General features: G+C 72.6%; 14 protein-coding genes. 5 read left to right on the plus strand and 9 right to left on the minus strand.

Going from position 1 to position 15,448, the window contains the following annotated elements; all coding sequences use genetic code 11:
- Nucleotides 1-154: 154 nt before the first annotated feature.
- The 3 genes from ACF1FZ_RS14385 (at nt 155) to ACF1FZ_RS14395 (ending at nt 2,982) form a co-directional block, all read left to right on the plus strand.
- On the plus strand, nt 155-1,651 hold the full coding sequence (locus ACF1FZ_RS14385) for a bifunctional phosphatase PAP2/diacylglycerol kinase family protein (protein WP_391773690.1): 1,497 nt from the start codon (nt 155-157) through the stop codon (nt 1,649-1,651).
- 107 nt (nt 1,652-1,758) lie between these two features.
- On the plus strand, nt 1,759-2,568 hold the full coding sequence (locus ACF1FZ_RS14390) for a methyltransferase domain-containing protein (RefSeq protein ID WP_391773691.1): 810 nt from the start codon (nt 1,759-1,761) through the stop codon (nt 2,566-2,568).
- Between the two features lie 60 nt (nt 2,569-2,628).
- Nucleotides 2,629-2,982, plus strand: a complete 354-nt coding sequence (locus tag ACF1FZ_RS14395; protein WP_391773692.1) for a VOC family protein — start codon at nt 2,629-2,631, stop codon at nt 2,980-2,982.
- A gap of 270 nt (nt 2,983-3,252) precedes the next feature.
- Here the strand turns inward: ACF1FZ_RS14395 and ACF1FZ_RS14400 are convergent, their stop codons facing one another.
- Both ACF1FZ_RS14400 and ACF1FZ_RS14405 read right to left on the minus strand, forming a co-directional pair.
- Nucleotides 3,253-4,293 carry an NAD-dependent epimerase/dehydratase family protein gene (locus ACF1FZ_RS14400; RefSeq protein WP_391773693.1) on the minus strand — a complete coding sequence of 347 codons (1,041 nt, stop codon included), beginning with the start codon at nt 4,291-4,293 and terminating at the stop codon, nt 3,253-3,255.
- Between the two features lie 52 nt (nt 4,294-4,345).
- Complete coding sequence (locus ACF1FZ_RS14405) at nt 4,346-5,530, minus strand: alcohol dehydrogenase catalytic domain-containing protein (protein WP_391773694.1); 1,185 nt, start codon at nt 5,528-5,530, stop codon at nt 4,346-4,348.
- A gap of 294 nt (nt 5,531-5,824) precedes the next feature.
- Between ACF1FZ_RS14405 and ACF1FZ_RS14410 the strand changes: the two genes are divergently transcribed.
- Nucleotides 5,825-6,280: an SRPBCC family protein gene (locus ACF1FZ_RS14410; RefSeq protein ID WP_391773695.1), complete on the plus strand. Its 456-nt coding sequence runs from the start codon at nt 5,825-5,827 to the stop codon at nt 6,278-6,280.
- A gap of 32 nt (nt 6,281-6,312) precedes the next feature.
- On the opposite strand, the gene ACF1FZ_RS14415 is transcribed toward ACF1FZ_RS14410, so the two are convergent.
- From ACF1FZ_RS14415 to ACF1FZ_RS14445, 7 genes are all read right to left on the minus strand, one after another.
- Nucleotides 6,313-7,407, minus strand: coding sequence for a glutamate--cysteine ligase (locus ACF1FZ_RS14415; protein ID WP_391773696.1), 1,095 nt, complete (start codon nt 7,405-7,407; stop codon nt 6,313-6,315).
- A 214-nt stretch (nt 7,408-7,621) separates the two neighbouring features.
- Nucleotides 7,622-7,828, minus strand: coding sequence for a hypothetical protein (locus ACF1FZ_RS14420; protein WP_391773784.1), 207 nt, complete (start codon nt 7,826-7,828; stop codon nt 7,622-7,624).
- 19 nt (nt 7,829-7,847) lie between these two features.
- Entirely contained in the window at nt 7,848-8,792 is a 945-nt protein-coding gene (locus ACF1FZ_RS14425; RefSeq protein WP_391773697.1) for an LD-carboxypeptidase, read from the minus strand.
- Nucleotides 8,789-10,786, minus strand: a complete 1,998-nt coding sequence (locus ACF1FZ_RS14430; protein ID WP_391773698.1) for a prolyl oligopeptidase family serine peptidase — start codon at nt 10,784-10,786, stop codon at nt 8,789-8,791. Before ACF1FZ_RS14430 ends, ACF1FZ_RS14425 begins: the two co-directional genes overlap by 4 nt.
- 54 nt (nt 10,787-10,840) lie before the next feature.
- Nucleotides 10,841-12,184, minus strand: a complete 1,344-nt coding sequence (locus ACF1FZ_RS14435; protein WP_391773699.1) for a M20/M25/M40 family metallo-hydrolase — start codon at nt 12,182-12,184, stop codon at nt 10,841-10,843.
- Nucleotides 12,177-13,010 (minus strand): M55 family metallopeptidase, encoded by an 834-nt coding sequence (locus tag ACF1FZ_RS14440; protein ID WP_391773700.1) that lies wholly within the window; start codon nt 13,008-13,010, stop codon nt 12,177-12,179. Before ACF1FZ_RS14440 ends, ACF1FZ_RS14435 begins: the two co-directional genes overlap by 8 nt.
- A 179-nt stretch (nt 13,011-13,189) precedes the next feature.
- Entirely contained in the window at nt 13,190-14,191 is a 1,002-nt protein-coding gene (locus tag ACF1FZ_RS14445) for an aldo/keto reductase (protein ID WP_391773701.1), read from the minus strand.
- Nucleotides 14,192-14,315: 124 nt separating this feature from the next.
- On the opposite strand from ACF1FZ_RS14445, the gene ACF1FZ_RS14450 reads away from it, so the two are divergent.
- Nucleotides 14,316-15,209: a LysR family transcriptional regulator gene (locus ACF1FZ_RS14450; RefSeq protein WP_391773702.1), complete on the plus strand. Its 894-nt coding sequence runs from the start codon at nt 14,316-14,318 to the stop codon at nt 15,207-15,209.
- Nucleotides 15,210-15,448: the final 239 nt, after the last annotated feature.

Below are 15,448 nucleotides of genomic sequence, written 5' to 3' on the forward strand. Positions count from 1 at the left end.
CCGCAGGAAACTTCTCCGGGCAACGTCCCGGGCCCGGCGGGGCGGGCCGATCGGGGACACTTCCGCGCATTCCGCATGTTCCGGTCGGGATTCCGCGGAGTCCGTCGTGCGCGCCTCCTGGTTCACCGCCCGGTCGCAGGGTATTCGCTGTCCCATGTCGACAACGAGCGGTTCCTCCTCCCCCGGCCGTCTCCGGGCCCGGTTCCACCAGCGGGATCTCGTCGTGTTCCAGCGCGTGGCCGAGAGACACTGGCCCGGCGCCGATGCCGTCCTGCCCCGGCTGAGCCGCAGCGCCAACCACGGGCTGCTGTGGGTCGGGGCGGCCGCGGGCATGGCGGTGCTGGGCTCCAGCGCGCGGTCGCGCCGGGCCGCGCTGCGCGGTGTCGCCTCGCTGGCCGTCGCCTCCGCCGCGATCAACACGGTCGCCAAGCAGGCGGTGCGCAGGGAGCGCCCGCTACTGGACAAGGTCCCGGTCGTGAGACAGCTGAAGCGCCAGCCCTTCACCACGTCCTTCCCCTCGGGGCACGCGGCGTCCGCGGCGGCCTTCGCGACGGGTGTCGCCCTGGAGTCCAAGGGCTGGGGCGCGGCCGTCGCGCCGGTCGCCGCCGCCGTGGCCGCGTCCCGCGTCTACACCGGTGTCCACTATCCGAGTGATGTGCTGGCCGGTGCGGCGCTCGGCGTGGGGGCCGCGTTCGCGCTGCGGGGCGTCGTGCCGACCCGTGGACAGCTGCCCGCCCCCGGCCGGCCGCCGGCCGAGGCCCCGGCACTGCCCGCCGGGCAGGACCTGGTGGTGGTCGTCAACCGTGAGTCCGGTTCCGCGACCAACGCGGCGGCCCTGATCCGCGATGCGCTGCCGCTCGCGGAGACGGTGGAGTGCGCACCCCCCGATCTGCCGGGGTGCCTGGAGCACGCGGCGCGGCAGGGCAAGGCCCTGGGCGTCTGCGGGGGCGACGGGACGGTCAACATGGCGGCGGCCGTCGCGGCGACCCACGGCCTGCCGCTCGCCGTCTTCCCCGGCGGGACCCTCAACCACTTCGCGTACGACCTCGGGATCGAGACCGTGCACGACACGGTCACCGCGCTCACCTCGGGCGACGCCGTCCGGGTCGACCTCGGCCGCTTCCGTCCGGGTCCGCAGGGGCCCGGCGGGGCGGACGGCTACTTCCTCAACGCCTTCAGTCTGGGCGTGTACCCGGAGCTCGTACGGACCCGGGAGCACTGGGCGCCGAGGATCGGCGGCTGGCCCGCCGGGGTGCTCGCGGCCTTCGAGGCGCTGCGCGGCTCACGCCCCCTGACCGCCGAACTCCAGGGGAGCCGACGGCCTTTGTGGCTGCTGTTCGTGGGCAACGGGTTGTTCCGGCGGGTCGGGCCCGCGCCGGGCCGCCGCCACAACCTGGCGGACGGCCTGCTGGACGTGCGCGTGGTGCACGGCGGACGCACCCCTGGGCTCCGGCTGCTCGCCGCAGCGATCGCCGGACCGCTCTCCCGCTCACCCGTCCACGCGGCCGTACGGCGGCGCAAGGTGCGGCTCGCAGGGCTCGCGCCGGGGACTCCCTATGCGTACGACGGCGAAGTAGCGCATTCCGGAACCGACCTGCTGATCGACAAGCTTCCCGAGGCATTGACGGTGTACTGCCCGATGCCCCTGTAGATCCCCACGGTTGACCACATGACGAGACAGAAATCTCAATATTCGACATGGCGGCGTACTGTCGGCCTCATCGCCTGCGACTGAGGTCCGAGAGAGGACGTACGGCCATGCCGAAAGAGACAGCGGTCTACACCCACGGCCACCACGAGTCGGTACTGCGCTCGCACCGCTGGCGCACCGCCGCCAACTCGGCGGCCTACCTGATCGGTGAACTCCGCCCGGGGCAGGCGGTCCTGGACGTGGGTTGCGGACCGGGCACCATCACGGCGGACCTTGCCGCGCTGGTGGCGCCCGGCCGGGTGACAGCGGTCGACACCAGCCGCGAGGTGCTGGACCGCGCGGCGGAGACCGCCGGCGAACACGGGCTGGAGAACGTGGAGTTCGTCGCTGCGGACGTGCACTCACTGGACTTTCCCGACGACTCCTTCGACGTGGTCCACGCCCACCAGGTGCTCCAGCACGTGGGCGATCCGGTGCGGGCGCTGCGCGAGATGCGGCGCGTCTGCCGGCCCGGCGGTGTCGTCGCGGCCCGGGACAGCGACTACGCGGCCATGACCTGGTATCCGGAGGTGCCCGGCATGCGGGAGTGGCTGGACCTGTACGGCCGGGTGGCCCGCGCCAACGGCGGTGAGCCCGACGCCGGACGCCGCCTGCTGTCCTGGGCACGACAGGCCGGTTTCACCGACATCACCCCGACCGCGGCGGCCTGGTGTTTCGCCACCCCGGAGAACCGCGCCTGGTGGAGCGGCCTGTGGGCGGAGCGCACGACCGCGTCGGTGTACGCGGAGCTGGCGGTGGACGGCGGACACGCGAGCGCCGGCCTGCTGACGGTGATCGCGGATGCCTGGCGTGCGTGGGGCGAGGAGCCCGACGCGTGGTTCATGGTGCCCCACGGCGAGGTGCTCTGCCGGGTGTGAACCGGTGGCGGGGCACCGAACGGATCACATCCGGCCGGCCCGGCAACTACCCTCGTGGGCATGGAGATCCTGGGAACCACGCTGCGTATCTGTGTCGACGACCTGGAGGCCGCGGTGGCCTTCTACGAGGGCCTGACCGGCACTCCGGCACAGCGCTTCGAGCGCGGCGGGGTGTCGGTCGCCGCGATCGGCTGCTTCCTGCTGATGAGCGGCCCCGAAGCCGAACTGGCGGTGCTGCGCAAGGTGTCGGCGACGATCGCGGTCAAGGATGTCGACGAGGCCCACGTGGCACTGACCCGGGTGGGGGCGAAGGTCGTCGCGGGGCCGGTGCCCACCCCGGCCGGCCGCAATCTGATCGCCCTGCACCCGGACGGCTCGGTCTTCGAGTACGTCGACCGGAACGTACCCGCCTGACGGCTTCAGCGGGCGGCGGCAGGTCGGCATCCGTCGCCGGACTCCGACCGCCCTCGCGGCCCTCACCGGCATGATCACCGCCCAGCGGGCGAGGGGGCCGCGGCCCGGGGTCCGAGAGGCGCCGAGGACCGCGGGTGTGCGCATGGCCCCCTGTTCACCGCCCGGGCGTGCGGATGTCCCCCCGGTCGGCGTACTCACCCGTTCCCACGCAGGTGCCGTCCCTCGGGAGTGAGTCCGTGGGCGCCCTCCGGCGGGTGCCCACGGACTCACTCACCCCCACTTCCTGCCGGCCAGCGGAGCGGTCTGCTCACCCTCCCCGCGAGAGACCCCGTGCAGGAAGGCACGCAGCGCGTCGGAGGCCGAGTACGCGGGGCGCCAGCCCAGTTCCCCACGGGCCCGGCCGCTGTTCATGACGGGGATCCGCAGCACGGCGTCGAACAGGTGCGGAGAGGCCGGCACCGCATGGGCCCGCCAGGCGGCGGCCAGTGCACTGCGCACCAGCGTCGTCGGGACGCGCACGACACGGGCGTCCAGCAGTTCGCCGAGCTGCCGGGCGTCGGTCACGGTGTCGGCGGCGAGATTGAAGGCGCCCCGGACGTCGCTGACGACGGCGAGCCGGTACGCCTCGGCCGCGTCGTCCGTGTGCAGCACCTGGAAGCGCAGCCCCTTCAGGTCGGGGACGAACGGCAGCAGGCCGGGGCGGAGCAGTGTGCCCGGCAGGTGCCGGCCGCCGAAGATCCGGCGCTGTTCGCTCGCCGCGGTCCTCTTGAACAGGAATCCCGGCCGCATGCGCACCACCCTGATCTGCGGGTTCCGCGGCTCGAAGGCGTCGAGCACACGCTCCAGGTACGCCTTCTCCCGGCAGTACGCCGCATCCGGCCACCCATGGGTGGGCCATTGCTCGTCCACCCCCGGTTCCTGCTTCGGCCCCGGCGAGTAGGCCCCCACCGACGAGGCGTGGACCAGAACCGGCACGCCCGCGTCCCGGACCGCGCCGAAGACCCGCAGCGAGCCCTCGACATTGCTGCGCCAGGTGACGACGGGGTCGTGCGTGGGCTGGAACCGCCAGGCGAGGTGGACGACGGCGTCGGCGCCGGACAGGTGTTCCGCCAGCCGCCGCGGACTGTCGCCGTGCTCCAGGTCCACCGTGCCCCACTCCACGCCGGGCACGGTGAGTCCGGGGAGCCGTCGCGCCAGGCCGAGGACCGAGGCGACGGAGGGATCCTTCACCAGCGCCCTGACGACACTGGTACCCACGTTCCCGGTGGCGCCGGTGACCACGACGCGCAGGCCCCGGGGTGCGTTCGTCATCGCTCCTCCTGCTCCGTGCGCCGGCCGCTGTCCGGCGGGGGGTTACGGGACGTCACGGCATGAGCAGGGTCTTCACCATGCCGTCCGCCTTCTTCTGGAAAGTCTCGTACGCCTTCGGTCCGTCGGCCAGCGGCAGGTGGTGGGTGGCGAAGCTGTCCACGCCCAGCGGATCGTCGTCGACGAGCAGCGGAAGGATGGACGGGACCCAGTTCCTGACGTTGGCCTGTCCCATCCGCAGCTGGATCTGCTTGTCGAACATCTTGAGCAGCGGCAGCGGGTCCACGGCCCCGCCGTAGACGCCGGAGATGGACACGGTGCCTCCCCGCCGCACGATGTCGACCGCGGCGAGCAGAGCGCTGAGGCGGTCGATGCCCGCACGCTCCATGAGGGGGCGCGCCGCGGGATCGGGCAGCATGCCCACGGCCCACTGCCCCGCCTTGGCCACGGGTGCCCCGTGCGCTTCCATCCCGACCGCGTCGATGACCGCGTCGGTGCCACGCCCGTCAGTGAGGTCGCGCACCGCGTCCGGCAGGTTCTTTCCGTACTTCCGCAGGTCCAGGGCTTTGACGCCCCGCTCGGAGGCCCGCTGCAGGCGGTCGGACACCAGATCCACGCCGATGACCAGTCCGGCCCCGCGGTGCAGGGCGATCCGTGCGGCCATGTCCCCGATCGGCCCGAGCCCCAGGACCGTCAGGCTGCCGCCGGGGGGCACAGCCGCGTACTCCACGGCCTGCCAGGCGGTCGGCAGGACGTCCGACAGGAAGACGAAGCGATCGTCGGGCGGGCCCTCGGGGACCTTGACCGGCAGGGTGTTGCCGAAGGGGACGCGCAGCAGCTCGGCCTGTCCGCCGGGCACCTGCCCGTAGAGCTTGGTGTAGCCGAACAGCGCGGCGCCGCTCCCGTACTCCCGTACCTGGGTCGTCTCGCACTGCGACTGGAGTCCCTGGTCGCACATGAAGCAGTCGCCGCAGGAGACGTTGAACGGGATCACGACGCGGTCCCCCGGCTTGACGGCGGTCACCTCGCGACCGGTCTCCTCCACGATGCCCATCGGCTCGTGCCCGAGGATGTCGCCCGGGGTGAGGTAGGGGCCGAGCACCTCGTACAGATGCAGGTCCGAACCGCAGACGCCGCTCGATGTGACCCGGACGATGATGTCCGTCGGGTCCTGGACAACCGGGTCGGGGACCGTCTCCACACGGACGTCCCGCTTTCCATGCCAGGTCAGTGCACGCATGGGCCTTCTCCTCGTTCGCCCGAGTGGGTTCGTTTCGCCGTCATGCCGTCCATCCGTTCTACCGCGCGTCCGCTCCCCCGGTGAACCGGACCCGGGTGGGGTCTCCGGGTGCCGGGAACGCCAGGGCACGGCGGCCCGCCTACGGGACGGGCAACGCCGCACTGGGCCGATCGGGTGATTCCCTGGAAGTCGCACCGGCCCGCGGCCGACGTGCGGCTCCGGTGGTGCCGCGTAGCATTGCTGGTGACTTCACCGCCCTTCCCACCTGTCCTGATGCCCGCGCGGGAGGCGTCCATGGCTGTCCGCCACCATCTGATCCATCACCCGCCCTCGGCCCTGTGGTCGGTGCTGGAGCGACCCGACCAGTACGGGGAGTGGGTTGTGGGGACGCAGGACTCCCGTCTTCTGGAGGGGCGGTGGCCCGAGGTCGGTTCCTCCATCGAATACACCGTGCGCCTCGGCCCGAAGGAGTTCCAGGGCCGCACCACCGTGCGGCGTCTGGAGCGTCCGGCCGCGCTCGAACTGGAGGCGTACAGCGGGGTCCTGGGCACGGCACGCATCGCGTTCGACATCCGGCCCTGGGGGGACAGGACCCTGGTGCTGCTCGACGAGCACCCGCTGCAGGGGCTCGGTGGCATCCTGCACAACGTCGCTCTCGACGCGGTGCTCCAGATCCGGCACCGCGCCATGCTGGCGCGGCTGGCCGAAGCGGTCGACGCGCAGGCGGCAGGAGGCCGTCCCGCCGGGTGACCTCCGCCGTCCGCCGACGCGGACGGCGGAGGTCATCCGCGGGTCCTGGCCGCGCACTCCGTCACGACGGTCCGGAGGCTGTCCGAGCCCTCCAGCAGTTCCCGCTGGACCCGGGCCCCGGTCCCCCGCGTCAGCACGGCCCGCAGCGCCATGTCCGCCGATGCGAGGTCCCCGCTGTCCTCCAGTGCGTCACCGACGTGGGTGAGGAGGGCGTGCGCGACGTCGGCGGCCGGCTCGGGGCGCATGGTGAGCGGATGGAGCAGCTGTCCCCCCATACCCGAGCGGGCCGCCTGCCAGGCGGCCATGCGCAGCACGTTCACCGGGACCGGCTCCGGCGGGTCGCCGGCCCGCCAGTCGCGCGACGCCGTCTCCACCAGGCCGCGCGCGAGCGTGGCGAGGAGCACGGTGTCCGCCGGATCCAGGCACACGTCCGCCACCCTGAATTCCACCGTGGGGTAGCGGTGCGAGAGCCGTGCGTCGAAGTAGATCATTCCCTCGTCGCGCAGCACCCCCGTGTCGACCAGCGCGCGTACCTCCTTGTGGTAGCGGTCCGCGGAACCGAACAGTTCCACCGGACCCGCCGACGGCCAGCGGCCCCACACCCTGCTCCGGTAACTGTCGTACGAGGTGTCCCGCCCCTGCCAGAAGGGGGAGTTGGCGCTCAGTGCCAGCAGGACCGGAAGCCAGGGCCTGACCCGGTCGAGCACGGCGACGCCCTCCTCGTCCGAGTCGACCGACACGTGTACATGGCAGCCGCAGGTCAGCTGCTCCTGCGCGGTCAGACCGAAGCGCTGCGCCAGCCACCGGTACCGTTCGTTCTCTCCGATGGAGGGGCTGACCGGCATCGGGGAGGTCGCCAGGGCCGCCACGGCGGCTCCCGCCTCGGCCGCGCTGTCCGCCGCCTCCGTCCGCCAGCGACGGATCTCCTCCGCCAGGTCCCCCATCTTGCTGCGCGGCTCGGTGGCGAACTCCAGCTGCTGGTCGTGCAGTTCGGATTCGAATACGGAATCACCCTCGGCGCGGCGTTCCGCCAGGGCCAGCACCGCGGTCGACAGGGCCCTGGGGTCACCGCTTTCCGCGTCGACGAGCAGGAGCTCTTCCTCGACACCGACAGTCCGCACGTTCATGTCCTCTCTGCCGCCCGCCGCCGTCCGGTACGGCCGTAGCGGGTCATGACCCGCGCATACCCCCGGTCGCACCTTTCAGACTGCCACCGCGCCATGACCTGGGCAGGTGAGGAGGACGGTGCCGGTTCCCCGACGGGCGGCCCGGGAGCGACGCGGCCCCGGGCATCGGGCTTCGGGCTTCCTTCGGCCGGGGGAGGTGAGCGTACCGGTGAGGTCAGCCGGTCACGGGGAGTTCCAGGACGCCGGTGTCCTGCGGGGCGCCGGCCACGGTGACCGGCCTGCCACCACGGTTGCCGAGGTACGCCGCGCCGCTCCCGGCGATCACGAACCTCGGTCGGTGCCCGGCCTCGCAGCGGTGGACGGCGCCGGGCAGCCCGACGGCGAACGCGCGGGGCGGGCCCCGCGCCGCCCGTGCTCCCACCGGTGTGTCACCCTGCGGTTCAGGTCAGCGCGGGCACCTGCGCGGTGAGCGTGCACCGGCCGCCGCCGGCCGGCGCGTCCAGCACCGCCGGCACGCCGAGCGGGACGGTCAGCGCCGTGGGGCCGTGTCCGAAGCCCAGTTCCTCGACCACCGGGATCCCGAGACCGCCGAGCCGGTCGGCGAGCACGGCCCGCACCCCCTCGTACGGCCCGCAGGCCTCCCACGAGCCGCACACCACCCCGGATATCCCCTCGAGAGAACCCGTGCGCCGCAGCCGGGTGAGGATGCCGTCGAGCCGGTACGGCTCCTCCCCGGTGTCCTCCAGCACCAGCAGCCCTCCCCGGGCGGAGGCCCGGGAGCCCGGGGTGCCGGCGTCAGCGGCAAGGAGACTCGCACAGCCGCCGTAGGTGATCCCCCGGGCCGTTCCGGGGACCAGTGCGGCCGCCGCTTCGAGACCCAGGACCTGCACCGACTCGGGTTCGAACAAGGTGGAGCGCAAGGCCTGCCGGGTGGCGGCGTCCTTCAGGAAGACCTCGGTGGCGACCATCGGACCGTGCAGGGTCGAGAACCCCGCACGCAGAGCGAACGCTTCGTGCAGCACGGTGATGTCGCTGTAGCCGACGAACACCTTGGGTCCGGCCGCCCGCATCGCGGGCCAGTCCAGGAGATCGACCATGCGGTGCGCGCCGTACCCGCCCCTGGCGCACAGCACCGCGTCCACGGACGGGTCGCACCAGGCCTCCTGGAGGTCCCGGGCCCTGCCCTCGTCCGATCCGGCGAGGTGGCCCAGTTGCGGGTGGACGTCGAGCGCGTGGGGCGCCACGACGGGGTCGAGATCCCAGCCGCGCAGCAGTTCGAGGCCGCGTTCCATCCGTTCGGCGGGCACGGGGCCGCTGGGGGACACGACAGCGACCCTGGCTCCCGGGCGCAGCCTGGCCGGGCGGGCGAGCGGCTCCAGGGTCACTTCTTCAGCTCCAGCCGGGGCACATCGGGACGGTCGAGGCCGAACGTCTGGGCGTACAGCGAGAGTTCGGCTTCCAGCGCGCGCCTCACCGTGTCCGCACGGCGGAAGCCATGCCCCTCCCCCTCGAAGCCGAGGTAGGCGTGCGGGACCCCGCGCCCTTCGATCGCGGCGAGGAACCGCTCACACTGGACGGGCGGACAGATCGGGTCCTCGAGCCCCTGGAGCAGCACGAACGGCGCGGTGAGCTCCTGCGTCCGGTTGACGGGCGAGCGCTCGCGGTAGCGCTCGGGGACCTCGGCGTACGGGCCGACGAGCGATTCCAGGTACTGCGATTCGAAGTCGTGCGTCTCACCGGTCGCCCAGCCCTCCAGATCGAGGATCGGGTAACTGATCGCCGCGCAGGCGTACACATCGGTCTGTGTGAGGGACGCGGCAGCGGTCCAGCCCCCCGCGCTCCCGCCCCGGATCGCCAGCCTCTCCCGGTCGGCCGAGCCCTCCTCGGCCAGCTCCAGGGCGACGGCGGCGCAGTCCTCCACGTCGACGACGCCCCACTGCCCGCGGAGCCGCTCGCGATAGGCGCGGCCGTAACCGGTCGAACCGCCGTAGTTGACCTCGGCGACGCCGATGCCCCGGGAGGTGAAGTAGGCGATCTCCAGGTCGAGTACGAGCGGGTCACGGCCGGTGGGTCCGCCGTGCGCCCAGATGACGTAGGGCGGCAGCTCACCGTCGGGCCCGGTGCGGTCGGGGTGGCGCGGCGGGTACACGTGGGCGTGGATCTCGCGGCCGGCCGGCCCGGTGAAGGTCCGGATCGACGGCTCGGGGCAGTAGGCGGGGTCGACCGCGTCCTGGTGGGGCGCCCCGATGGTCCGGGTGTGTCCCGTGGCCGTGTCCAGCTCCACCACCTCGTACGAGGTGCGGGGACTCGCCGCGATACCGATGACCCTGGTGTCCTGGACGGCGAGTGTCTCCGCCCACGCGGTCCAGGGGCCCACGGCGTCGACGAGTTCGCCGGTCTCCGGGTCGAGCACACCGAGCGCGGTGGTGCCCCGGCCGTGGATGACCGCGATCAGCCCGTTGTCCAGGAGGTGGAACCAGCGCAGGCCGATCCTCCACAGCGGTCCGCCGAATTCCTCGCTCCGGCCGGTGCAGAGCCGGCCGGCGGGCCCGGCCGCACCGCCGGCGCCGGGCCTGATCCGCTGGAGCTCCCACCAGCCGTCGGCGTCCGACACGAAGAGCAGCGAGCCGTCCCGGTCCCACTCCACCTGGACGACCGACTCGTCGGTTCCGCCGGCGACGGGCCGGGCTCCGGTGAAGGCACCCTCCTCGGTGATGTCGGCCGTCATCGCGACGGTGCCGTCCCACGGCATCCGCGGATGGTCCCACGCGATCCAGGCGGCGCGGCGGCCGTCGGGCGAGACCTTGGGTCCGGTGACGAACCGGTGCTGTCCGTCGGTGAGTTCACGCACCGCGCCCCGGTCGTCGGCAGCCGATCCGTCCAGTGGCACCGCGGCGATCACCCGCCGTACATCGGTGGGCGCCTCGCCGGTGAACTCCTCCAGCACGCACCACACCTCGCCACGTTCCAGGTCCAGGTGCGGATCCACCCAGCGCAGCCCGCCGCCGAGTTCCGACACGGGGGTGAGCGGCCACGGCTCGCCGGGTCCGTCCGGCGCGCAGGCGTACAGCCGCTGGTCGGCGAAGTGGACGAAGACGACCAGGGGCCCGCCCTCCTCGCGCGGCGCACCGGCCCACGGCACTCCGCCGTACTCGATGACACGGCTGCGGGGGTTCCACGGTTCGGGGAGCACGGACAGGGTGCCGCCGTCGGCCCTGCGGCGGACGAGGGCGCGGCGGCCGCCTTCGGCCGGGCGCGGTTCCGTCCACCACACCTCGTCGCCGACGACGCCGACGAACTCCGGCCGGCCGTCGTGCGCTGCGGTGAGCGCCGCGTCGATCGGTGACGGCCATGTGCCGTACGCCGCTGTGGACACCATGTGCGGTTCCCCCTCTTCGGTCAGGCGGTGCTGTTCATCCGACGGTGCGGTTCGTCAGGCGGTGCGCAGGAAGTGGTCCAGGACCCGGACGCCGAAGTGCAGGGCGTCGACGGGGACCCGCTCGTCGACGCCGTGGAACAGCGCCTGGTAGTCGAAGCCCACGGGCAGCTTCAGTGGGGAGTAGCCGTAGCCGGTGATGCCGAGGCGGGAGAACTGCTTGGCGTCCGTGCCGCCCGACATGCAGTAGGGAACGACATGTGCGCCCGGATCGAAGAGCTCGAGGGCCGCGCGCATCTTCGCGTACGTCGGCGAATCGACCGGGGCTTCGAGTGCGACCTCACGGTGGTCGAACTCCCAGTGGACGCCTGGACCGGTCAACCGGTCCAGGGTCTCTTGGAACTCCTCCTCGCCGCCGGGCACCATGCGTCCGTCGATGTGGGCGGTGGCGTGGCCCGGGATCACGTTGACCTTGTAACCGGCGTCCAGCATCGTCGGGTTGGTGCTGTTGCGGACGGTCGGCTCGATCAGGGCGGCGGCCGGGCCGAGTTTGCCGAGCAGTTCGTCCACGTCGAATCCGGGGGCGTCGAGGTCGACACGGATGTGGTGGAGTGCGGCGATCTCGGTGAGGGCGGCCCGTACCGTCGGCGTCAGCCGCACCGGCCACTCGTACGCGCCGATCCGGGAGACTGCGGCAGCGAGCCTGCTGACCGCGTTGGCCCTGTTGACCTTGGAGCCGTGGCCGGCCTTGCCCTCGGCGGTCAGCTTCAGCCACCCCGTCCCGCGCTCCCCCGCCGCGACGGGGTAGAGCGACAGGCCGGATCCGGCGTGGAAGGTGAAGGCCCCGGACTCGCTGATGCCCTCCGTGCAGCCTTCGAAGAGCCCGGCGTGCCGGTCGGCGAGGAAGTCCGCACCGTCGCGCGCGCTGGCTTCCTCGTCGGCCGTGTAGGCGACGACGATGTCGCGGCGCGGGCGTATTCCCGCGCGCGCCCAGGACCGGACGACGGCGAGGACCATCGCGTCCATGTTCTTCATGTCGATCGCCCCGCGCCCCCACACGGCACCGTCGCGCACCTCCCCGGAGAAGGGGTGCACGCTCCAGTCGGCCGCCACGGCGGGCACCACGTCGAGGTGGCCGTGCACCAGGAGGGCATCGGCGGACGGGTCGGTGCCCGGGATCCGGGCGACGACGTTCGTCCGCCCCGGGGTGCGCTCCAGGAGGGCGGGCTCGAGCCCCGCGCCTGCCAGCCGCTCGGCGACGTACTCGGCGGCCGGGCGTTCCCGGCAGCTGCCGTCGCCGCGATTGGTCGTGTCGATCCTGATCAGCTCGGAGGTGAACGTCACCGATTCCTCGAGCGCCTGCTCGTCGACCGGCCCGATGGGGTTGCCCGCCTCAGCCATACTGTTCCTCCACGGCGGCCGACACGATCGTCGTCACCGCCTTGAACGTGCGAATACCTTCGTACATCGTCCCGCTGGTGTAGGCGACTCGCCGCTCGCCGCTGGGCGCCACGCCGGGGACCACGGTCGCGGCGGCGGCCAGGTGCTCGGCGTCGAATTCCAGCTCCACCGTGTACGAGCCGCCGGTCACGGGTGTGTGGCGCACGGCGAGGGCGGTCGCGTCGGCGGCGGCGGCCCTGATGTCGGCGGCTGTACGGGTGGGGGTACGGCACACGGCGGCGTACCGCGAGACGTGGTCCTTGACCGCGACCGTGCGCGCCGCGGGGGCGTAGCCACCGGCGTCCTTGCAGGTCAGGTCGTCGCCGGTGACCAGAATGACGGGAACGCCGTACTCCGCCGCGACATGGGCGTTGAGCAGGCCCTCACTGGCGCGGACGCCGTTCAGCCAGACCCCGGTGATGGAGTTGGCGAGGTAGGTGTGGGCGAGCACGCCCTCCGTACCCGCACCCGTGTGATAGCCGACGAATGCCACCGCGTCCACGTCGCCGTGCTGGATGCCCTCGACCATGGAGAGGGACTTGTGCTTGCCGGTGAGCATCTGGACGCGCTCGTCGAGCCGCTCCAGGAGCAGATTGCGCATGCTCCAGTGGGCCTCGTTGACGAGCACCTCGTCGGCGCCCCCGTCGTAGAAGCCGAGCGCCGCGGCGTTCACATCGGAGGTGAAGAGCGAACGGCACCGCTCCCACTGCGGGGTGCCGGGCAGCACATCGGCCGGCCAGGTCACTCCGGTGGCGCCCTCCATGTCGGCGCTGACGAGGATCTTCACGGTGCGCGGTCCTGTCGCTGGTCGGTCGCTCCCCCGCCCGTCCCCGGGAAAGAGGATCTTCGTGCCGCATCACGGTACGCGCCGGGAGAGCGCCGGACCAGAGCCTTCGTGATCTGCCACTGGTCCAGTCCGGTGAAGCCGTCCGCCGCGCGGACACCGGACGGCGGACGGCTCAAGGGTCAGACCTGGGCGGTTGCCTTGACGAGCTCTTCGATCCGGGCGAGTTCGTCCTCGCCGAACTCCAGGCCGCGGACCGCCTCGACGCTGTTCTCCAGCTGGGCGACACTGCTCGCGCCGACGACGGCGGAGGTGACCCGGCCGCCGCGCAGCACCCAGGCCAGCGCCATCTGGGCGAGGGACTGGCCTCGCTCGCGCGCCACTTCGTTCAGCGCGCCCAGCCGGCTCACCAGGTCGGGGGTGACGGCTTCGGCCGACAGGAACGGGCTGGTCCCCGCCGCGCGCGATCCCTCGGGGATGCCGTGCAGATAGCGGTCGGAGAGGATGCCCTGCTCCAGCGGGGAGTACGCGATCGAGCCGGTGCCGAGCTCGTCCAGCACGTCCAGCAGTCCGTCCTCGACCCAGCGGTCCAGCATGGAGTAGCGCGGCTGGTGGATGAGGAGGGGGGTGCCCAGCTCGTCCAGGATGCGGGCGGCCTCACGGGTCTGCTCGGCGGAGTAGTTGGAGACACCGGCGTAGAGCGCCTTGCCCTGGCGCACCGCCGTGTCGAGCGCGCCCATCGTCTCCTCGAGCGGGGTCTCGGGATCGAAGCGGTGCGAGTAGAAGATGTCGACGTAGTCGAGGCCGAGCCGGGTCAGGCTCCGGTCCAGCGAGGAGCGCAGGCTCTTGCGGGAGCCCCACTCCCCGTACGGCCCCTCCCACATGTGGTAGCCGGCCTTGGTGGAGATGACGATCTCGTCCCGGAGCCCCGCGAAGTCCGTCTTCAGGGCACGGCCCATGGCGGTCTCGGCGGAGCCGGGCGGCGGGCCGTAGTTGTTGGCGAGGTCGAAGTGGGTGATGCCGAGGTCGAAGGCCCTGCGCAGGATCGCGCCCTGGCTCTCGGGGGTGCGGTCGCCCCCGAAGTTGTGCCAGAGGCCGAGTGACAGCGCGGGGAGCAGCAGACCGCTGCGCCCGGTGCGCCGGTAGGGCATGGCGGTGTAGCGGTCGGCGGACGGAAGGTACATGCGGGCACTCCACGGGGCACGGCGTAGCGCGCCAGGTCTGGTGCGCACCGTCAAGACTGGCGGAGAACGATCCAGCGGTCCAACAGGAGATTCCGCTGGGATCCATCGACTAGATTGCTCAATCATGGAACTGCGTCAGCTGGAGCACTTCGTCGCCGTCGCCGAGGAGCGGCATTTCACCCGGGCGGCGGAGCGTCTGGCCGTGTCCCAGTCCGGGCTGTCCGCGTCCGTCCGGGCACTGGAGCACGAGCTGAAGACGCCGCTGTTCAGCCGCACCACACGCACGGTCCGGCTCACCGAGGCGGGGGCGGCCCTGCTGGTGGAGGCGGAGCGCACGCTGGCGGGTGCCAGGGCGGCGCGGGACGCCGTCGACGCCGTACGAGGACTGCTGCGGGGCACGTTGACGCTGGGGGTCGAGCAGTGCGTGGCCGGGGTCAGCACGGCGCGGCTGCTCGCCGCTTTCCACCGGGAGCATCCGCACATGGAGATCAGGCTCCGGCAGGAGGGCACGTCCAGTCTGCTGGAAGGGGTGGCGGGCGGCCGGCTGGACCTCGCGTTCGCCGCGACCGTCAGCCCGCCGGAGTGGCGGGGCGAACTCGTGCCGCTGGCGCGTGAGCCGATGGTCCTCCTGTGCGCCCCTGGTCACCGGCTCGCCCAGGAGGACGGGCGCGTGGCGTGGGGTGAGCTGCGCGGTGAGTCGTTCATCGACTTCCATCCGGACTGGGGGCCCCGGCGCGCGGCGGACGAGGCGTTCGCCGCGGCGGGGGCCCGCCGCACGGTGGCGCTGGAGGTCAACGACGTGCACAGCCTGCTGGAGCTGGTGCACGAGGGCCTCGGGATCGCGGTGGTGCCGCACCACTTCTCCCGTAAGCCGGAGGCGTGCGGCCTGGTCGCGGTGGAGCTCGACGGGGCGGACCGGCCGGGCTACGAGAGCGTCGTGGTGCTCCCGCCGGCCCGGGCCATGAGCCCCGGGGCCAAGGCGCTGATGACGCTGGTCCGGAAAACCCAGCCGCGCTGAACCGGACCGGCCGCCCGGCCGTCCCTCACCCGCTCAGGGCCTCGGCGAACGCCCCGCGTCCTGGCCGACTCCGCTGCAGGTGCCCGAGGCGGCCGCCGTGTCCTCGTCCGCGGCGCACTCCTGGTCGCGGAAGGCCGCCCGCAGAGAGCGCCGGCTCCCCGGCGCGTGGCGAAGGAACGGAGCGAGGCGGCGTCGTCGTCGAGGGTGAACGTCTCTCCCTCGACGTCGTTGGCGCCGAT

This window comes from Streptomyces sp. NPDC014623 (assembly GCF_043088245.1).
Taxonomy (GTDB): Bacteria; Actinomycetota; Actinomycetes; order Streptomycetales; family Streptomycetaceae; genus Streptomyces.